Annotated in this window: 14 protein-coding genes; 6 read left to right on the top strand and 8 right to left on the bottom strand. The window is 61.4% G+C overall.

Features of this window, described 5'->3' with window-relative positions; translation table 11 throughout:
* Nucleotides 1-7: 7 nt before the first annotated feature.
* The 3 genes from accC to BUA69_RS05185 all read left to right on the top strand — a co-directional run bounded on the left by accC (nt 8) and on the right by BUA69_RS05185 (nt 3,294).
* On the top strand, nt 8-1,354 hold the full coding sequence (gene accC, locus BUA69_RS05195; protein ID WP_046135769.1) for an acetyl-CoA carboxylase biotin carboxylase subunit: 1,347 nt from the start codon (nt 8-10) through the stop codon (nt 1,352-1,354).
* A gap of 57 nt (nt 1,355-1,411) precedes the next feature.
* The gene (aat, locus tag BUA69_RS05190; RefSeq protein ID WP_046135770.1) at nt 1,412-2,041 is read left to right on the top strand and encodes a leucyl/phenylalanyl-tRNA--protein transferase; all 630 of its coding nucleotides are present in this window, start codon (nt 1,412-1,414) and stop codon (nt 2,039-2,041) included.
* 95 nt (nt 2,042-2,136) lie between these two features.
* Complete coding sequence (locus BUA69_RS05185) at nt 2,137-3,294, top strand: glycosyltransferase family A protein (protein WP_072866473.1); 1,158 nt, start codon at nt 2,137-2,139, stop codon at nt 3,292-3,294.
* A gap of 104 nt (nt 3,295-3,398) precedes the next feature.
* Here BUA69_RS05185 and BUA69_RS05180 read toward each other — a convergent pair whose 3' ends face one another.
* Both BUA69_RS05180 and BUA69_RS05175 read right to left on the bottom strand, forming a co-directional pair.
* Nucleotides 3,399-3,824, bottom strand: coding sequence for a DUF2155 domain-containing protein (locus BUA69_RS05180; RefSeq protein ID WP_425283946.1), 426 nt, complete (start codon nt 3,822-3,824; stop codon nt 3,399-3,401).
* Between the two features lie 13 nt (nt 3,825-3,837).
* Entirely contained in the window at nt 3,838-4,221 is a 384-nt protein-coding gene (locus BUA69_RS05175; RefSeq protein ID WP_046135772.1) for an NADH:ubiquinone oxidoreductase subunit NDUFA12, read from the bottom strand.
* Between the two features lie 649 nt (nt 4,222-4,870).
* On the opposite strand from BUA69_RS05175, the gene BUA69_RS05170 reads away from it, so the two are divergent.
* Nucleotides 4,871-8,590, top strand: a complete 3,720-nt coding sequence (locus tag BUA69_RS05170) for a vitamin B12-dependent ribonucleotide reductase (protein ID WP_046135773.1) — start codon at nt 4,871-4,873, stop codon at nt 8,588-8,590.
* A gap of 378 nt (nt 8,591-8,968) precedes the next feature.
* Nucleotides 8,969-9,394: an OsmC family protein gene (locus tag BUA69_RS05165; RefSeq protein ID WP_046135774.1), complete on the top strand. Its 426-nt coding sequence runs from the start codon at nt 8,969-8,971 to the stop codon at nt 9,392-9,394.
* 140 nt (nt 9,395-9,534) lie between these two features.
* Here BUA69_RS05165 and BUA69_RS05160 read toward each other — a convergent pair whose 3' ends face one another.
* From BUA69_RS05160 to coxB, 4 genes are all read right to left on the bottom strand, one after another.
* The gene (locus BUA69_RS05160; protein WP_046135775.1) at nt 9,535-11,457 is read right to left on the bottom strand and encodes an alpha/beta fold hydrolase; all 1,923 of its coding nucleotides are present in this window, start codon (nt 11,455-11,457) and stop codon (nt 9,535-9,537) included.
* Nucleotides 11,458-11,640: 183 nt separating this feature from the next.
* On the bottom strand, nt 11,641-11,946 hold the full coding sequence (locus BUA69_RS05155) for a hypothetical protein (protein WP_046135776.1): 306 nt from the start codon (nt 11,944-11,946) through the stop codon (nt 11,641-11,643).
* Entirely contained in the window at nt 11,943-14,438 is a 2,496-nt protein-coding gene (ctaD, locus tag BUA69_RS05150; RefSeq protein ID WP_046135777.1) for a cytochrome c oxidase subunit I, read from the bottom strand. Before ctaD ends, BUA69_RS05155 begins: the two co-directional genes overlap by 4 nt.
* Nucleotides 14,435-15,118 carry a cytochrome c oxidase subunit II gene (coxB, locus tag BUA69_RS05145; RefSeq protein WP_244468775.1) on the bottom strand — a complete coding sequence of 228 codons (684 nt, stop codon included), beginning with the start codon at nt 15,116-15,118 and terminating at the stop codon, nt 14,435-14,437. Before coxB ends, ctaD begins: the two co-directional genes overlap by 4 nt.
* 15 nt (nt 15,119-15,133) lie before the next feature.
* Here coxB and BUA69_RS05140 point away from each other — a divergent pair, with 15 nt between their 5' ends.
* Entirely contained in the window at nt 15,134-15,670 is a 537-nt protein-coding gene (locus BUA69_RS05140; RefSeq protein WP_082093872.1) for a DUF2231 domain-containing protein, read from the top strand.
* Here the strand turns inward: BUA69_RS05140 and BUA69_RS05135 are convergent.
* Nucleotides 15,651-16,151, bottom strand: coding sequence for a CopD family protein (locus BUA69_RS05135; protein ID WP_046135778.1), 501 nt, complete (start codon nt 16,149-16,151; stop codon nt 15,651-15,653). The two genes, BUA69_RS05140 and BUA69_RS05135, sit on opposite strands and share 20 nt — an antisense overlap.
* A complete protein-coding gene (locus BUA69_RS05130) occupies nt 16,148-16,888 on the bottom strand; it encodes a cytochrome c oxidase assembly protein (protein WP_244468776.1) in 741 nt (246 codons plus the stop codon). Before BUA69_RS05130 ends, BUA69_RS05135 begins: the two co-directional genes overlap by 4 nt.
* Between the last annotated feature and the right edge of the window lie 9 nt (nt 16,889-16,897).

Here is a 16,897-nt window from a genome sequence, read left to right as displayed (position 1 = left end):
GCATGCTGTGTTCCAGAAAGTCCTGATCGCCAATCGCGGCGAGATCGCGCTCCGCATCCTGCGCGCCTGCAAGGAACTCGGCATCCAGACCGTTGCCGTTCATTCCACTGCCGACGCCAATGCCATGCATGTGCGGCTGGCCGACGAAAGCGTCTGCATCGGCCCCAATGCCGCCAAGGACAGCTATCTCAACATCCCCGCCATCATGGCCGCCTGTGAGATCACCGGCGCCGATGCGGTGCATCCCGGCTATGGCTTCCTCTCGGAAAACGCCCGTTTCGCCAAGATCCTGACCGAGCACAACGTGACATTTATCGGTCCGTCAGCGCATCACATCGAGATCATGGGCGACAAGATCACGGCCAAGAAGACCGCCGTTGAGCTGGGCATCCCGGTGGTTCCCGGTTCTGCCGGCGCCGTCGAGACCGAACAGCAGGCAATCAAGACCGCCAAGGAAATCGGCTATCCGGTGCTGATCAAGGCAACCGCTGGTGGCGGTGGCCGCGGCATGAAGGTGGCCAAGACCGAATCCGAGCTGCTGGTCGCCTGGTCGACAGCCCGGACCGAGGCCAAGGCCGCGTTCGGCAATGACAGCGTCTATATGGAAAAGTACCTCGGCAAGCCGCGCCACATCGAAGTCCAGGTCATGGGCGATGGTCAGGGCAATGCGGTGCATCTGGGTGTGCGTGACTGCTCGCTGCAGCGCCGCCACCAGAAGGTCTGGGAAGAGGCCGGCGGGCCCACTATTCTGCCGGAAGAGCGCGATGAGATCGGCGAGATCTGCGCCGCCGCCATGCGCAAGCTCAAATATTCGGGCGCCGGCACCGTCGAGTTTCTCTACGAGAATGGCGAGTTCTATTTCATCGAAATGAACACCCGCCTGCAGGTGGAGCACCCGGTTACCGAGCGCATCACCGGCATCGACATCGTCTATGAGCAGATCCGCGTTGCTTCGGGCGAAAAGCTCTCGATGACGCAGGACCAGGTGCAGTTCTATGGCCACGCCATCGAAGTGCGCATCAATGCCGAAGACCCGCAGACCTTTGCGCCCTCGCCCGGCACCATCACCTTCTATCACCCGGCGGGTGGCGTGGGCGTGCGTGTCGATTCGGCGGTCTATCAAGGCTACAAGATCCCGCCCTATTACGACTCGCTGATCGGCAAGCTGATCGTTTACGGCCGCAACCGTGAAGAATGCCTGCAGCGCCTGCGCCGCGCGGTGGACGAGTTCGTCATCGACGGCATCAAGACCACCCTGCCGCTATTCCAGCGCCTGATGAAGGAGCCCGACATTCTCGCCGGGAACTACGACATCCACTGGCTGGAAAAGTACCTCGCCGAGAACAAGGTCTGATATTATCAAAGGGGCGCGCTGCGCCCCTTTTTCCTTGCCTGTGGGCCGGAGTTCGTCATGTCCAGACCCAACCCTTTCGATGTCGAAATCACCCCCGAGCTGATCATCCGCGCCTATCGCGCCGGGATTTTCCCGATGGCAGAGGATGCGAGTTCCACGGACCTGTTCTGGGTCAGCCCGGAAATGCGCGGCATCATCCCGCTGGATGGGTTCAAGCTCTCGACCAGCCTGCGCAAGGCCATCCGCCAATCGGACTTTACCATTCGCGTCGATACCGACTTTGCCGGGGTCATCGAGGGCTGCGCCAGCGTCGGTTCCGATCGCGACAGCACCTGGATCAACGCCTCGATCCGGGCGGTCTATGGCGAGCTGTTTCGCCGCGGCGTCTGCCACACGGTCGAAGTCTGGGACCGTGGCGCGCTGGTTGGCGGGCTCTATGGCCTGGCCATCGACGGCGCATTTTTCGGCGAGTCAATGTTCCATCGCCGCACCAATGCCAGCAAGATGGCGATGGCGCATCTGGTCGAGCGGCTCAAGGCGGGCGGCTACGTGCTGCTCGACACCCAGTTCCTCACCGATCATCTGGCCTCCCTGGGCGGCATCGAGATCCCTCGCGAGGACTATGAGGAACGCCTTGCCGACGCATTGGAATATGACGGCGACTGGACGGCCTGGGATCGCGGCTGACCAGTCCGGGCAAACGCGCCATACTGGCTCTGATGCCGCGATCCGCTAAGCTGCGAACTTGGGATACGAAAGACAGCTCAATTTTGGGGACGTGAATGCAGACTGATCGTATCCCGGAGGCCGGCCCGCACGTGCAGCTATCGTGGTCTCATTGCATTCCGACACTCAATCGCATCGATGTTCTGGAGCGTGCTGTAGGCTTGTCGCTGCGCCAGACCTTGCCGCCGACCGAGATTGTGATTGTCGACGCGGGCGACAGCGTCGCGGACAATCACAGTCGCATTCAGGCGGTACTTGCCGGCTCGCCCAGGCCCGCAACGCCTTTGATCTATCTCGCGAGTCCCATTCGTTCCAGCTCGGCGCAGCGCAATCTGGCGATTGATGTTGCGGTGGGCGACGTGTTGTTCCTGTTCGATGACGACACATTGATGTTCCCTGACTGCGCCGAGACAATCTTGAGGGCCTATGCAAGCGATCCCGAAAGGCGCATCGCCGCCGCTGGGGCCGTGCATGTAGCGCAGATGCCGATGGACGTCAGTTTAGACGCCGATCGCAAGGACACGCGGCGCAACCAGTCCGAGGCGGCTCCGGACCTGCGTGAACCTTCCCGGCGCGAGAAGTGGCTGCGCGGAATTCGCCATTGGATATGGACGGAGGTCTTTCTGATGAACGCCTCACGGCTTTTCATCCAGTATGACACGCCGCGCCTGCGGGGCAATGAAGCCGCCGTTGCCGCACTGGGCGTGGCGCGCATTTCGCATCAGCCACTGATCTCAGGCTACGCCATGACCGTACGCCGCGAGGTGGCGCGGACCGAGCGATTCGACCCGATCCTGCTGTCCTACAGCCCCGGCGAGGATATGGACGCGACCTATCGCTTCTCACGGCATGGCTTGAATGTCGCGGTAGAGGGGGCACTGGTGCACCATTTCGAAGCCGCGTCCGGCAGGATAAAGCGCAAGCAAGCGACCACCCTTGGCCTGATGAACGTTGCCAGCTTCGTCGCCAACAAGAGCAGCAGCCCCGCACGCGACATTCCCGCCTATTACCTGATGTTTGTGCGCCGGCTTTTTGCAGAATTCTGCAAGGACCTGCTCAGCCGGCGGTTCACCTTCCCACAATTCGCCGGCACGGTGCTGGCTCTGCCGCGCAGTATCGGCATCTTTCGCCACCGAAACCGGGCCGACTTCGATGGGTGGTACAAGCAACAGCAACTCGATATCCTCAAGCCCGGCCATCGCGCCGATGCCTGAGCCTGTTTCGAGCGGTCGAGGTCGGCTTAATCCTTGCGCTTGAAAACCAGCCCGGTCACCCGGTCTTCCATAGTGGGCACCTCATTGGGCACCTCGCGGGGCGGCTAACGCTTGCCCGGAGGCGGTACGTCGGTACTGGTCTTGCACGCGATCAGCCATACATCATAGACGGCGTGGTCGACGGCATTGAGCGCCGGGCTATCGGCGAACATCCAGCCGGTGAAGATGCGCTTGCTGGACCCCTGCAGGCTGCGCTGGTCCACTTCGAGAAACGCCGACGTGCGCTGGGTCTCGGTCGATGGGCGGCTATAGCAGGCGCGCGGCGTGATCTCGAGCGCCCCGAACAGCACCGTCTCGTCAATATAGACATCGAAGCGGGTGATGCGGCCGGTGATCTTGTCGAGGCCGGCAAAGGTGGCAATCGGATTGGCTACGGGCTGGGCATGGGCCGGCAAAGTCGGAAACGCCAGCGCCAGAAGAGGCGCCAGCGTCAGCAATAGCTTTCGGTGAGGTGAAGCGGTCAGGCGCAAGGCGCCGGCGTCCTTATTCAGGCGACCAGGCCTGATAGTCGCCGGTCACGCGCGGGCGCTCGCCCTTGTTCAGCATGCTCCCGTCCGGACGGTAGGCGGCCGAGGTGCCGGTCAGGTTTGGAACATGGGGCTGTTCCCAGGTGCGGGCCGCGTAATTGGCCTCGGTGGGAACGACATCGGTGCGGTGATGCATCCAGCCGTGCCAGCCGGGGGGAATCGAGGAGGCATCAGCCGGACCAGCATAGGTCACATAGCGGCGGTCGGCCTTCTTGTCCTGATAGTACTTGTTGCCGAATTCGTCGCTGCCGACAAAGTCGCCAAAACGCCAGATCCACAGGCGGGTGCCCCAGGTCGTTCCGGTCCACCAGGCAAAGATTTCGATGAGGAAGCGCTTCATACCGCAACAAGTCCATGGTGCCGCGAACGGCGTTGCAATTGGAGCGGGTTTAACACGCACATGCGCATACGCCTAGCCCCGGCGACACCCACCAGGTCTGGTGGCTCCCACCGGGTTTTCCCGAGCCGCGAATAATCGCCTTGACTCAGAGCAGGCCCGATTCGGGGGTTCGACGATGAGGGTTAATACGAAGCATTGTGGCAGCGGCGAGGCAGCGGAAGATCAAGACTTTGCGCTGGCTTAGCTGATGTCCCTGGCGTTCTCGAACAGGGTTTTGGCCACCCCAAAAGTGATCGCTGCCCGCCCCTGCCGGCGCGCAATCCGCTTGCGCTTTATCCCCGCAATCCACATATTACGCCTACTAGCTCTAGTCCTCCGGCGCAGCGCCACCACTACAATTAGTTTTCTTGCGTTGACGCCGGATTTGAATCGGCAGAGTATTTTCGACGGCCCGCAACAAACATAAAGCGGGAATAAGTCCCGGGGGACAGCATCGGCATATTAGACCGGAGCACACCCTGGGCACGGGCAGATTTCGAAGTCCGCATGGCGGGCTTCGGTTGGTGACGCGTCAAACAGATTAGATCGAGAAGCCGGGATTCGGCTCGCGGGTGCCTATGCGCCTGCTACACTGGGGATTACGACGACAATGCGCATTGAACGCCGGTTTACCAAGGCCAATGAGGACCGTTACGGCTCCATCGAATTCCGCTCGGCCACGAGCGAGATTCGCAATCCTGACGGGTCGGTGGTGTTCAAGCTTGAGAACATCGCGATCCCCTCCACCTGGAGCCAGGTCGCGGCCGATATCATCGCACAGAAATACTTCCGCAAGGCCGGCGTCGCGCAGGCCCTCAAGAAGGTCGAAGAGAACTCGGTCCCCTCCTGGCTGTGGCGCTCCGTCCCTGACGAAGCAGCGCTCGCCAAGCTGCCGGAAGCCGAGCGCTTCGGCCCGGAAATGGACAGCCGCCAGGTGTTTGACCGCCTGGCCGGCACCTGGACCTATTGGGGCTGGAAGGGCGGCTATTTCGACAGCGAAGAAGACGCCCGCACCTTCTTTGACGAGCTTTGCTACATGCTGGCGACCCAACGCGTCGCCCCCAATTCCCCGCAATGGTTCAATACCGGCCTGCACTGGGCCTATGGCATCGATGGCCCAGGCCAGGGCCACTTCTATGTGGACCCCTTCACCCACAAGCTGGTGCAGTCCAAGAGCTCCTATGAGCATCCCCAGCCGCATGCCTGCTTCATCCAGTCGGTCAATGACGACCTGGTGAACGACAATGGCATCATGGACCTGTGGGTCCGTGAGGCGCGCCTGTTCAAGTACGGCTCGGGCACCGGCACCAATTTCTCCAAGCTGCGCGGCGGTGGCGAAAAGCTTTCGGGCGGCGGCCGTTCGTCGGGCCTGATGAGCTTCCTCAAGATCGGCGACCGGGCTGCCGGCGCCATCAAGTCGGGCGGCACCACCCGCCGCGCCGCCAAGATGGTGGTCATAGATATCGATCACCCCGATATCGAGGAATACATCAACTGGAAGGTCAAGGAAGAGCAGAAGGTCGCGGCGCTGGTCACTGGCTCCAAGGTCGTTTCCAAGCACCTCAAGGCCATCATGAAGGCCGCCGTGAACTGCGAAGGTTCGGGCGACGACTGCTTCGACGTGGCGATGAACCCTGCCCTCAAGCGCGAAGTGCGCGCCGCCAAGAAGGCGCTGGTGCCGGAGAACTACATCTACCGCGTCATCCAGTTCGCCAAGCAGGGCTATACCGAGATCGATTTCCCCGTCTACGACACCGACTGGGACAGCGAAGCCTATCTGACCGTTTCCGGCCAGAACTCGAACAATTCCGTTCGCGTGACCGATGACTTCCTCAAGGCCGTCGAAACCGATGGCGACTGGAACCTGACGGCCCGCCAGAGCGGCAAGGTCATCAAGACGCTCAAGGCGCGCGACCTGTGGGAACAGGTTGGTTACGCCGCCTGGGCCTCTGCCGATCCCGGCATCCAGTACCACACCACCATCAATGAATGGCACACCTCGCCCGAGGCTGGTCCGATCAATGCATCGAACCCCTGCTCGGAATACATGTTCCTCGACGACACTGCCTGCAACCTGGCGTCGGTGAACCTGCTCCCCTACCGCAATGGCGACGGCTCGTTCAACACCGCTGCCTATGAGCACACGGTGCGTCTATGGACCATCGTGCTCGAGATTTCGGTGATGATGGCGCAGTTCCCGTCCAAGGCGATTGCGGAACGCTCCTACGAGTACCGTACGCTCGGTATCGGCTATGCCAATATCGGCGGCTTCCTGATGACTTCGGGCATTCCCTATGACTCGGCCGCCGGCCGCGCCATTGCCGGTGCCGTCACCGCCATCATGACCGGCGTCTCCTATGCAACCTCGGCCGAAATGGCCAAGGAACTGGGCGCGTTCAAGGATTACAAGCGCAATGCCAAGCATATGCTGCGCGTCATCCGCAACCATCGCAATGCCGCCCACGGCAATGCGACCGGCTATGAAGGCCTCAGCATCACCCCGGTACCGCTCGATCATGCCTCGCTGATCGATGCCAACCTCAGCGAACGCGCCAAGCTGGCCTGGGACAATGCCCTGGCCCTCGGCGAGAAGCACGGCTTCCGTAACGCCCAGGTTTCAGTTATCGCCCCGACCGGCACGATCGGCCTGGTGATGGATTGCGATACCACCGGCATCGAGCCCGATTTCGCCCTGGTCAAGTTCAAGAAGCTCGCCGGTGGCGGCTACTTCAAGATCATCAACCGCGCCGTGCCCCCGGCCCTGCGCACCCTTGGCTATTCGGAGAGCCAGATTGCCGAGATGGAGGCCTATGCGGTCGGCCATGGCAACCTCAACCAGGCTCCGGGCGTCAATCCCTCGACGCTGCGCGCCAAGGGCTTCACCGATGACAAGATCGAAGCGCTCAATGCCGGCATGGCATCGGCCTTCGACATCAAGTTCGTGTTCAACCAGTGGACGCTGGGCGTCGACTTCCTCAAGTCGCTGGGCGTCACCGAAGAGCAGATGAACGATTTCAGCTTCGAGCTGCTGCCGTTCCTGGGCTTTTCCAGGAAGGACATCGAGGCCGCCAATATCCACGTTTGCGGTGCGATGACCCTGGAAGGCGCGCCCTTCCTCAAGGCCGAACACATCCCGGTATTCGATTGCGCCACCCCCTGCGGCAAGATCGGCAAGCGCTACCTGTCGGTCGAGAGCCACATCCTGATGATGGCTGCCGCCCAGCCGTTCATTTCGGGTGCCATCTCCAAGACCATCAACATGCCAAACGACGCCACCGTGGAGGACTCCAAGGAGGCCTACATGATGAGCTGGCGCCTGGCGCTCAAGGCCAACGCCCTCTATCGCGATGGCTCCAAGCTCTCCCAGCCGCTGAACTCGTCGGTGCTGGCCGCAGCTGACGACGAAGATGAAGACGATGCCGTCGACAACCTCGTTGCCATGAATGCCGATGCTCGCATCCCGGCGATCGCCGAAAAGATTGTCGAGCGCATCGTCGAGCGCGAAGTGGAAATCCGCAGCCGCGAAAAGATGCCGGACCGCCGCAAGGGGTACACCCAGAAGGCTGTCGTTGGTGGCCACAAGGTCTATGTCCACACCGGCGAATATGCCGATGGTCGCCTCGGCGAGATCTTCATCGACATGCACAAGGAAGGCGCCGCTTTCCGTGCGATGATGAACAACTTCGCCATCGCCATCTCGATCGGCCTGCAATATGGCGTGCCGCTGGACGAATATGTGGAGGCCTTCACCTTCACGCGCTTCGAGCCTGCCGGCATGGTCATGGGCAATGACCGCATCAAGAATGCAACCTCGATCCTGGATTACGTGTTCCGCGAACTCGCCGTCTCCTATCTGGACCGCGACGACCTGGCCCATGTGAACCCGGATTCGCCGACTTCGCTCGGCAAGGGCGTTGCCGAGGAGCAGGCGCCGTCGCATGCAGCGAACAACCCTGCCCCGGTGCCCGCCGAGCGCTTTGTCTCCCGCGGCATGACCCGCGGCCGCGTCGCCAACAAGTCGCTGATGATCGTTTCGGGCGATCACCAGTACAATCCGGTCCAGGCGATGCAGACCTCGACGGTTACGGCGCTGCGTACCGCAACGGCCCTCAAGGTGGATACCCAGCTTTCGCCATCGGCCTTCGCCCCGGCTGAGCTGAGCCCCATCCCGAGCCCGCCGTCCAGCAAGGACGCCGGCCTGCTGCGCGCAGAGGCCCAAATGAAGGGCTACACCGGCGACCAGTGCACCGAGTGCCATAACTTCACCATGGTGCGAAACGGCACGTGTTTGAAGTGCGACACGTGCGGCACGACCACGGGCTGCAGTTGATCTGTCGACTGAAGAAGAAGACGCAGCCAACATATAGAGAAGGTGCCGGCAGCAATGCCGGCACCTTTTCTTATTGCCTTTACAGCGAGATCCCCGCTTCAGTTTGACAGCAATTTCTGGGCTGCGATGTATTCATCGGCTCTGGAAATACATTGCAGTTCCAACGCATGCCGATGGTTTAGACACCGATCTGAGGAACAAAAAACAAGATCGGGGCGCAATCCTCCGAGACGGGCATTGTCTGATATTCGATCGATCTGGAGCTGGTGAACATTCATTCGGGTGCGACGCACGCCGCATTGGAACTTCTGCTTCGTCGGCGTCGTTGATAGGCTTGAGGGCGTCATTACGCCCATGCATGCAAGCCAGGAGAGCACGATGAAGCGCATTGCGACCGCGAACTGGACCGGAACCCTACAGGAGGGGTCGGGAACCCTGGATGTCCCGAGTGGCGCGTTTTCGGCGCTGCCCTATACCTACAAGGCGCGGTTCGTCGATGACAGCGGTCAGTCGGGCACCAGCCCGGAAGAACTGATCGCGGCGGCGCATTCGGCATGCTTCGCAATGCAGCTCGGACATTTCCTCGCCGAAAATGGCACCCCGGCGACCAATCTCAAGGTCGATGCCGCGGTCACGCTCGTTCCGGGAACCGGCATTACCGGCAGTGCGCTAACGCTGGTCGGCACGGTGCCCGGCATCGACAACGCCACGTTCCAGGACCTGGCGGAGAAGGCCAAGGCCAATTGCCCGGTGTCGAAGGCGCTCGGCGCCATCAGCATCACGCTCGAAGCCAAACTCGGTTAGCCGGCAGACAGCACTCCTGCCCTGACCCAAGAGCGCGCGGTGAGCGCTGGGGCGTTCGAGCCGAAGCCTCCTCCAGGGGAAGCGCAGGCCCGAACGGTTTATCGCGACCGCATGCAAGTGGGACGCAGGATCGAAAACTCCTACGGGACCACGAAGGTGGGGACGAGTGCCTTGGTGCAACTCGTATCCACCTTGGCCATTGGATCGTCGATGAACGCCGCCCCAATATCCTTGGCACACTGGGAGAACTGCAGCACCCCATGGCCGGCCTCGGGGAATGTCACTGCCTGGCCGTTCGACATCGTCGCGAGCACATAGTCTGCCGCGTCTCCATTGGTCTGTGTGTCGTTCAGGCCAGCCAATGCCAGAACCGGGCGGTCGGAGGAGACGCGGGTATTGAAGCCCTCACGCGGCGCCGGTGTGAAATTGTCGCAAATGTCGTAGAATTCGAGCGTCGAGTCTGCGTCAGCGCGGACAAAAGGAAAACGATAGGCCTCCGACATTGCTTCGAAGCCCTCGCGTGAATTGAAGGGTATGTCCTCTTGGCAGGCATAGATGGCGAGGTCGAGAGACTCCCTCAGCTTGTCGAAGTATGGTGACGTATCCCGTTGCGCCCGCGCATAGAACGCCGCGACATCGCTTGACGACATCGCTGCGATGATCGTCTTGATGCCGCTGAGGCTGGGCTCTGGAATGTAAGTCTCCACAAAGGCCTCGATCGCCGCCTTGTCGGGCGTCGCGCCGACAAACCGTCCATACGCCTTGGCCATGGCAATCAGGGTATTGGCATCAAGGCCAGTCAGCGAAGCCGAGATCGCCTTATCAAGCGTGCTTTCGAGTTGTGTGAGATCGGCGGGCGCCACGCTGAGGGCCGAGATCTGCTGCAACAGGATTTCGCTCGCAGTGTTGAACCTGCGAAGCTCCTCGGCCTTGTTGAGGGCAGCGTAGGCCATGACGAGCTGATCACTGGGCACCTTGTCGATAAAGGGGGTAATCATCGTGTCGGGCGTTTGAGCGGGGGTCAGCTTACCGGCGACATAGAGATCGTAGAGCTGCGTGGTGCCCGCTGCCCATTCGCTGACAATGGCGGGGATGAAGGATGTCTGGCGCCGGTTGGTGACAATGCTGTTGCGTTCAGCGAACAGGTTGATCAGGGTGGTTAAATCGATGGCCGGGCGCGTCGCCGTGGCCGGAAACGGCGTTTCCTTGAGTTTGTCGGCAGCGGTGAGAACTGTCTCTTCGAAGTCCGGAAACGCTGCAACGCAGGCTACGTCGGCAGCGCATTGGTCGACGACGGCGCCGATGGCGAGATCGAGGGGCACGCCGTTAGTGTCGTAGGATCGAACATCGGGCGGAGCAATGCTGTCAAGTATGACCGCCCGAAGCCCCTCGGGAGCCGAGCGCAGCATTTCAAGGCCAAGCTTGGTACCGTAGGAAATTCCATAGGCATTGTAGACCGGGTATCCCAGTCCGGTCATCAAGGCCCTCACGTCCTTGGCGTTCTGCGTGGTGTTGTAGTCTGGGAGCACGATGCCACTGCTTTCGACCTCGTTCAAGCACAGGGCCAGGGGGTCGGGGGCGTCACTGTCGGGCTCGTCCTTGGCCAACTCGATGATGTTGTCAGCGAGCGTGTTGGTGCAGGCGACTGTGCGAGCCGAAATACCGGAGGCGCGCTGATCAAACAGCACCAGGTCACGTCTGTCGCGCAGGTGGTCGAACAACCCGGCGTTGAAGGCGAGATCTGGAACGGCGCGGCCGCCCGGCCCCCCATGCAGATAGACGACCGGATCGGGGGCGGGTGACAGTGAGCGAGCTTTTAGAACCGCAAAGGCCAGATCGACCCGGTTGCCGTCAGGTGCTCCGTGGTTTTCCGGCACGTCGATGCGGCCGCAGATCACCGTCTGGCCTTCGATGTCTGCGGCAGGCAATGGCCGGGGACAGGCTTCGATGGTGACTGGAAAGTGGGCGTCATAGCCGCCCGACATCAAGGGTTGAAACGCGGTTGTGTCAGGTTGCGCCACCAGCAGGGCCACAACAATCTGAAGAATTTGGTCGGGCGTCATGGCATGTCCTTGCCGTTTGCAACTCTAATTCTTGCCAGGATAATGTAGATGCTTGAGCGCACTCAGATGCGGGAGCTGTATCCTTCCACCTCACCTGCTTTTGGGCGAGAAGGCAATATAGCCCACACCGAAGCACCGTATGGCTTGGGTTAAGGCGCGCAACGGGTCCAGGGCATGCCCTGGCTAAACGCAAAGCGACAAAAACAGACTGGGAACAAAGATCACGACGGATGCAAGGATTGCTGCGACGGTGAGCCAGAGGCCGGCGCGGTCAATGGCGACCGGGTTGGCGGTGTATGCGCGGAACTGCCAGCGCAGCAGGACCAGCAGCACTGCAAGCGTAAACACGCAGACGCCCACCAACACGCCACGGTGAAGGGCTTCGGGCCAGCCCCAGACGCAGCCGAGCGCCTGCAGACCGTAAAGGCCGACAAAGGCCGCTGCCCAGATGCAGAAGCCGATCAGCAGTGGCCATAACTTGCCGATCATCTGAGCCCCCCGCCGGACAGCATCAGCAGCACGGCCCACAAGGGCACTTGCACGATCGCTGCGTAATCGGTCCAGACCCGCGTCACCCGAAGATCCGTCGCTCGAACCGACGACACGAAGCCGCCGCGACATCTCAGCCATGCATGCAGTGCCAACAGAGCCGCCACGGCTGAATGGACGGCGCAATAGGCCAGAAGCACGAAACGAAGCGCCAGGTTGGCATGGGATGTGGGATGGGGAATGATTGCCATGCCCATTACCAGTATCAGCGTCGTGGCAATTCCGACGCATGTTGCGAGCAACAGCATTGGTGCGGGCGATACGCCCTTTGCGTTGGAAATCTCGGCTCGCCGAGCCAGCGCCAAAGACGCGATGGCTGTCGCAAGAGCGATTGCCGGCAGCCAGTTGGTCGCTGGCAGGGGCTCGGCCCAACCCGGCGCGATCACCGCCAGGTAGAGCGCGCCGAACAGCAGTGAGGCGTAGAGCGTCGCATCCACGGCAATGCCACTGAGCGATGCCCAATAGGTGACATTGTCCTTCACCTCTCCATCGGCTGGAACCGCCCTGCCCTGACCGATTTCGATGGCGCCCATATTGCGCCGCGCGCCGAGTGGTCGCGTCCATAAAAAGAACAGGATGACTACGGCGACAGTCGCGACCGGCACGATCCAGTAGACCTTAAACAGGAGCCCGAGGAAGAACGCTGCGGTCGCGAGCGCAGTCCAGAGCGGCAGAAAACTGGGCTGGGGCAGGATGATCACCTGATCCGGCTCGCCGGTCATCATATCAACGCCCAGCGTCTCCTGACGGTCGGCGCGGGGAAACGCGAGATACCCCCTGCCACCGGCAAGTTCGCCACCAAGGGCATCGATGTCGAGATCATCGGCTCGGGCGTTGATTTCGGGAATAGCTACAAAATTGTACGGCGGCGCGGGCGTGGGCATGGCCCATTCCAGGGTACGCGCCTTCCAGGGATTGCGTCCTGCGCGCCGCCCAAAGCGGAACTGCATGATGATGTCGATCAGCACGAGGGCGAAGCCCATGGTCATCAGGAATCCGCCGACGGATGACAGCAGGTTGAGCCAGTCCCAGCCCCAATTGGACGGATAGGTCGAGATGCGGCGCGGCATGCCCATCAATCCGGTCAGGTGCATCAGGAAGAACGTGAGATTGAAACCAATCAGGATCAGCCAGAAGGCCGGTATCGACAGGCCATAGACGCTGCGCCGTCCGGTAAAGTGGGGCAACCAGTAGTACAGCGCCGCCAGCATGGGAAAGACGAAGCCGCCGACCAGCACGTAATGCAGATGCGCGACGACAAAGTAGCTGTCATGGGCCTGACTATTGAACGGCACCATGGCCAGCATGACGCCGGTCAGGCCGCCGCAAACGAAGACGATGAAGAACCCCACGACGTAGAGCATGGGAATATCGAACTTCGGCCGGCCCGACGCCAAGGTGCCAATCCAGGCAAATATCTGCACCGCCGTGGGGATGGCCACCAGGGCACTGGCGGCTGAAAAGAAGGCCAGGGCCAGATGGGGAATGCCCACCGTGAACATGTGGTGGACCCAAAGACCAAAGCTGAGAAAAGCCATCGCGACGATCGCCACAATGATCGCGTTGTAGCCAAGCAGCGGCCGACGCGCGAATGTTGGGATCATGGTGGATAGCACCCCCGCTGCCGGCAGGAAGATGATGTAGACCTCAGGGTGCCCGAACAACCAGAACAGGTGCTGCCACAGCAGCGGGTCACCGCCGCGCGTTGGGTCAAAAAACGGCAGGTCGAAGGCCCGCTCCAGCTCAAGCAGGATCGAGCCGAGGATGAGCGGGGGAAACCCGATCAGCATCATCCCTGCCGTTACCAGCATGTACCAGCCGAAGATTGGCATACGGGTCAGCGACATGCCCGGCGCGCGCATCTTGAGGATGGTAACGACGAGTTCCACAGCAGCGGTTACAGCCGAGATTTCGACGAAAGTGATGCCGAGTAACCAGACATCGGCATTGATCCCCGGGCTGTAGGTTCCGGACGATAGCGGCGTGTACATAAACCAGCCGGCATTGGGCGCGTAGCCGGCCAGCATGGCAATTATCAGGATCGTGCCGCCGAACAGATAGCACCAGAATCCGTAGGCGGTGAGGCGCGGAAAGGCCAGATCGCGCGCGCCGAGCAGTTTGGGCAGCATGTAGATCGCCAGCCCCTCGAACATGGGAATGGCAAACAGGAACATCATCACCGTGCCATGCATGGTGAAGATCTGGTTGTAGAGCTCGGGCCCGATGAAGGCGCTGTTTGGCGTGGCCAACTGGGCACGGATCAGCATGGCGAGCACACCGCCAATGGTGAAGAACACCAGCGCCAGAACCATGAAGCGCTTGCCCAGGATGTTGTGGTTGACGGCTGACAGGCGTCCCCATCCCGGGGGCGTCGCCCAAATCTTGTTGAGCGCCTTGTGCAGGCCGATGGGCGACATTTCCCTGCGGCTCATGGCCTGCCCCCCACTGCCGCAGGGAAGTCTGCCCCATCATGCGCCTGGGCGACGAAACTCATGGTCTCGTGCCCCGGTCCGCAATATTCCGCGCAGATGCCGTGATAGGCGCCCGGCTTATCGGCCTGCAGCCGGATCGTGTTTTCACGACCGGGTATGGCGTCGATCTTACCCCCGAGGCGCGGAATCCAGAAGCTGTGAATGACGTCTGCAGTGGTGACGACAATATCGACAGGCTCGCCGGCCGGCAGATGCAGCACATCGCTTTCGGCGCTACCGGCGATCTCGGGGTAAGTGAAGCGCCATTGCCACTGGCTGGCATGGGCTTCGACCCGCATTGCCTTTGCGCCCCCCGCACGCGGCAACAATTGCTCGCCCAAAACCAGCGCCGCGATGAGCAATCCGACAAGGATCGGGATGGGCATCATCAGCCCACCGCCGATGATCCAATGCATGGGCTTTACCGCCGCCAGCATGGCTGGCCTGAGCAGGCTAACGCTCAACAGGCCAAGCACCAGCAGAAACAGCACGCAGGCGCCCCAAAACATCACCCACCACAAAGTCGCGATATTGCTCGCGGCTGGCCCTGCAGGATCGAGCGTCGATAGCGGCGTGCCGCAACCAGTCAGGGCCAGCGGCGTTGCTGCAACAGCAGCAAATCGCAGGACAGAGGAGCCCAAATGCCGAAGCCGGACATGGAAGCGCAGGAAATCGATCGGGAAGAAGTGCCGCCCGAAGCCCATAGCGGCCACCCTAACCCCGCGATCCGAGCCGTTGCGGACAAGGACATAGGATCTGCCATTGCCGTTGCCGGGCACCCCATCCACGCCATGCTCGTTCATTTCCCTATCGCGCTCGTCATCTGCACGCTGGGCATAGATGGCCTCTACTGGATCACCGGCGACACGTTCTGGGTCCGCGTCGGCCTCTGGTCGACAGGCTTCGCCTTCGGATTTGGCGTCGTGGCGTCCATTGCCGGAACCGCCGAATTGCTGGCCGTGCCCGGCATTCGCGTTCGCGTCGCCAGTTGGAACCATGCAATCGCCGCCATGACCCTGCTGGCTGTTGCCGGCGCCAATTTCGGTCTGCGCCTCAATGTGCCGGATGCGGTTTTGCCCCATGGGCTGTTGCTTTCGGTCCTGGCAGCAATTCTCACGGCCTTGGCGGGCTGGCACGGGGGCAAACTGGTGTTTGATCATGGTGTTGGCCTCATCATCTCGACCAAGCAATGAGGTCACCCAGCGCCTCACCAAGCGCCCCCGGTGCAAAGAAGTGTTCGAGCCCGGCCGGAATGGTCCATTCCGGCTTGCCCAGAACCGTCACCAGAATGGCGGCGATCACCGCAATGGTCACCGTGCTGACGGCCACAAAGCGCCATGTTGGATAGGATTGGCCCGCTTCGAACAGGCGCAGGATTACCACGCCGCTGGTGACGTGAATGATCACCATGGCGGCCACCAGGGCCAGCTTGACCGAGAACCATGGCGCGAAGGTTGCCTGCAGGAAGATCAGAACAATGCCGGAGCCAACAGCGACAAACGCCGCCGGGGAGACCAGCGCGACGTAAAAGAACCGCGTAAAGTTGTGCAGGCGATGTAGTGAATCGCCGCCAAGGCGCCGCCGTTGCAGGTAAAGAAACGGCAGGCAGATCAGCCCCGCAGACCAGCCCGCAATGGCAATGATGTGGACGAACTTGAGGAAGACCGCACTCATGCCCCATGCCCTTGCACTGCGCGCAGGCTTGCCAGCAATCGTGCTAGGCCAACGGCGAGATAGGGCAGACTGGCCGGCACCCACATGATAAGCCCAGCCAATTGCTGGTCGTCGAGTGGATCGAGACCGAACGCCGATGTGGTTGCGAAATGCGGGGCATATAGCGGGTGCGACGCAAACACGAGCAGTGCACCCAGCAGTCCCATCTGCACCGTGAGCAACAGCAAAGTGCCTATGGCGCGCGCCGGGGTAGCCGCAAAAATGGCCGACCACATCAAGGCCGCCGAACCCAGCAGTGTGATCTGCATCAGCCAGTAGATCGGAGTATTGGAGAGCGCCAGCGCATAGGCATCCGGCGCGTGCCACAGCCAGAAAATGACGGTATGCATCACTGCCAGTGGCGCGAGCAGCTTTGCCAAAGCGTTCGAGCGCAGCACCGCGAGCGCCAACAGCGGGGCCGCGACTGCAACCAGCAAGACGTGATGGACCACCCTCGCCGAAAACAGCGCCACGGTGAGTGCGCAGAGCGGGCTGATGAAGCTGATGACCAGCACAATCATTGCACCGAAGAACCACATGCGCTCCCGATGAGAAGCCGGCCGGGAGATGAACAAGGCCATCCCCAACAGCATGATGGCGATGAGAATAGGGTCGAAATTCCACCGCCCCCAGAGGTCGTCCGGGAGCGGCGGCGGTCCGCAATAGCTGGTCGCGAGTGACGCTGGCATAAAAGTCATGACGCTGGA

This window comes from Devosia limi DSM 17137 (assembly GCF_900128975.1).
Lineage (GTDB): Bacteria > Pseudomonadota > Alphaproteobacteria > Rhizobiales > Devosiaceae > Devosia > Devosia limi.
Note: the sequence above shows the minus strand (reverse complement) of the source record. Positions and strands in the feature narration are given on the sequence as shown.

What these genes read in the sequence shown, in the direction of transcription:
- BUA69_RS05170 (WP_046135773.1), top strand. Translation starts at nt 4,871, where the DNA reads ATGCGCATTGAACGCCGGTTTACCAAGGCCAATGAGGACCGTTACGGC.
- BUA69_RS05175 (WP_046135772.1), bottom strand. Translation starts at nt 4,221, where the DNA reads ATGAAGCGCTTCCTCATCGAAATCTTTGCCTGGTGGACCGGAACGACC.
- BUA69_RS05185 (WP_072866473.1), top strand. Translation starts at nt 2,137, where the DNA reads ATGCAGACTGATCGTATCCCGGAGGCCGGCCCGCACGTGCAGCTATCG.
- BUA69_RS05130 (WP_244468776.1), bottom strand. Translation starts at nt 16,888, where the DNA reads ATGACTTTTATGCCAGCGTCACTCGCGACCAGCTATTGCGGACCGCCG.
- ctaD (WP_046135777.1), bottom strand. Translation starts at nt 14,438, where the DNA reads ATGAGCCGCAGGGAAATGTCGCCCATCGGCCTGCACAAGGCGCTCAAC.
- BUA69_RS05155 (WP_046135776.1), bottom strand. Translation starts at nt 11,946, where the DNA reads ATGATCGGCAAGTTATGGCCACTGCTGATCGGCTTCTGCATCTGGGCA.
- BUA69_RS05140 (WP_082093872.1), top strand. Translation starts at nt 15,134, where the DNA reads ATGGAAGCGCAGGAAATCGATCGGGAAGAAGTGCCGCCCGAAGCCCAT.
- BUA69_RS05165 (WP_046135774.1), top strand. Translation starts at nt 8,969, where the DNA reads ATGAAGCGCATTGCGACCGCGAACTGGACCGGAACCCTACAGGAGGGG.
- BUA69_RS05160 (WP_046135775.1), bottom strand. Translation starts at nt 11,457, where the DNA reads ATGACGCCCGACCAAATTCTTCAGATTGTTGTGGCCCTGCTGGTGGCG.
- BUA69_RS05135 (WP_046135778.1), bottom strand. Translation starts at nt 16,151, where the DNA reads ATGAGTGCGGTCTTCCTCAAGTTCGTCCACATCATTGCCATTGCGGGC.
- aat (WP_046135770.1), top strand. Translation starts at nt 1,412, where the DNA reads ATGTCCAGACCCAACCCTTTCGATGTCGAAATCACCCCCGAGCTGATC.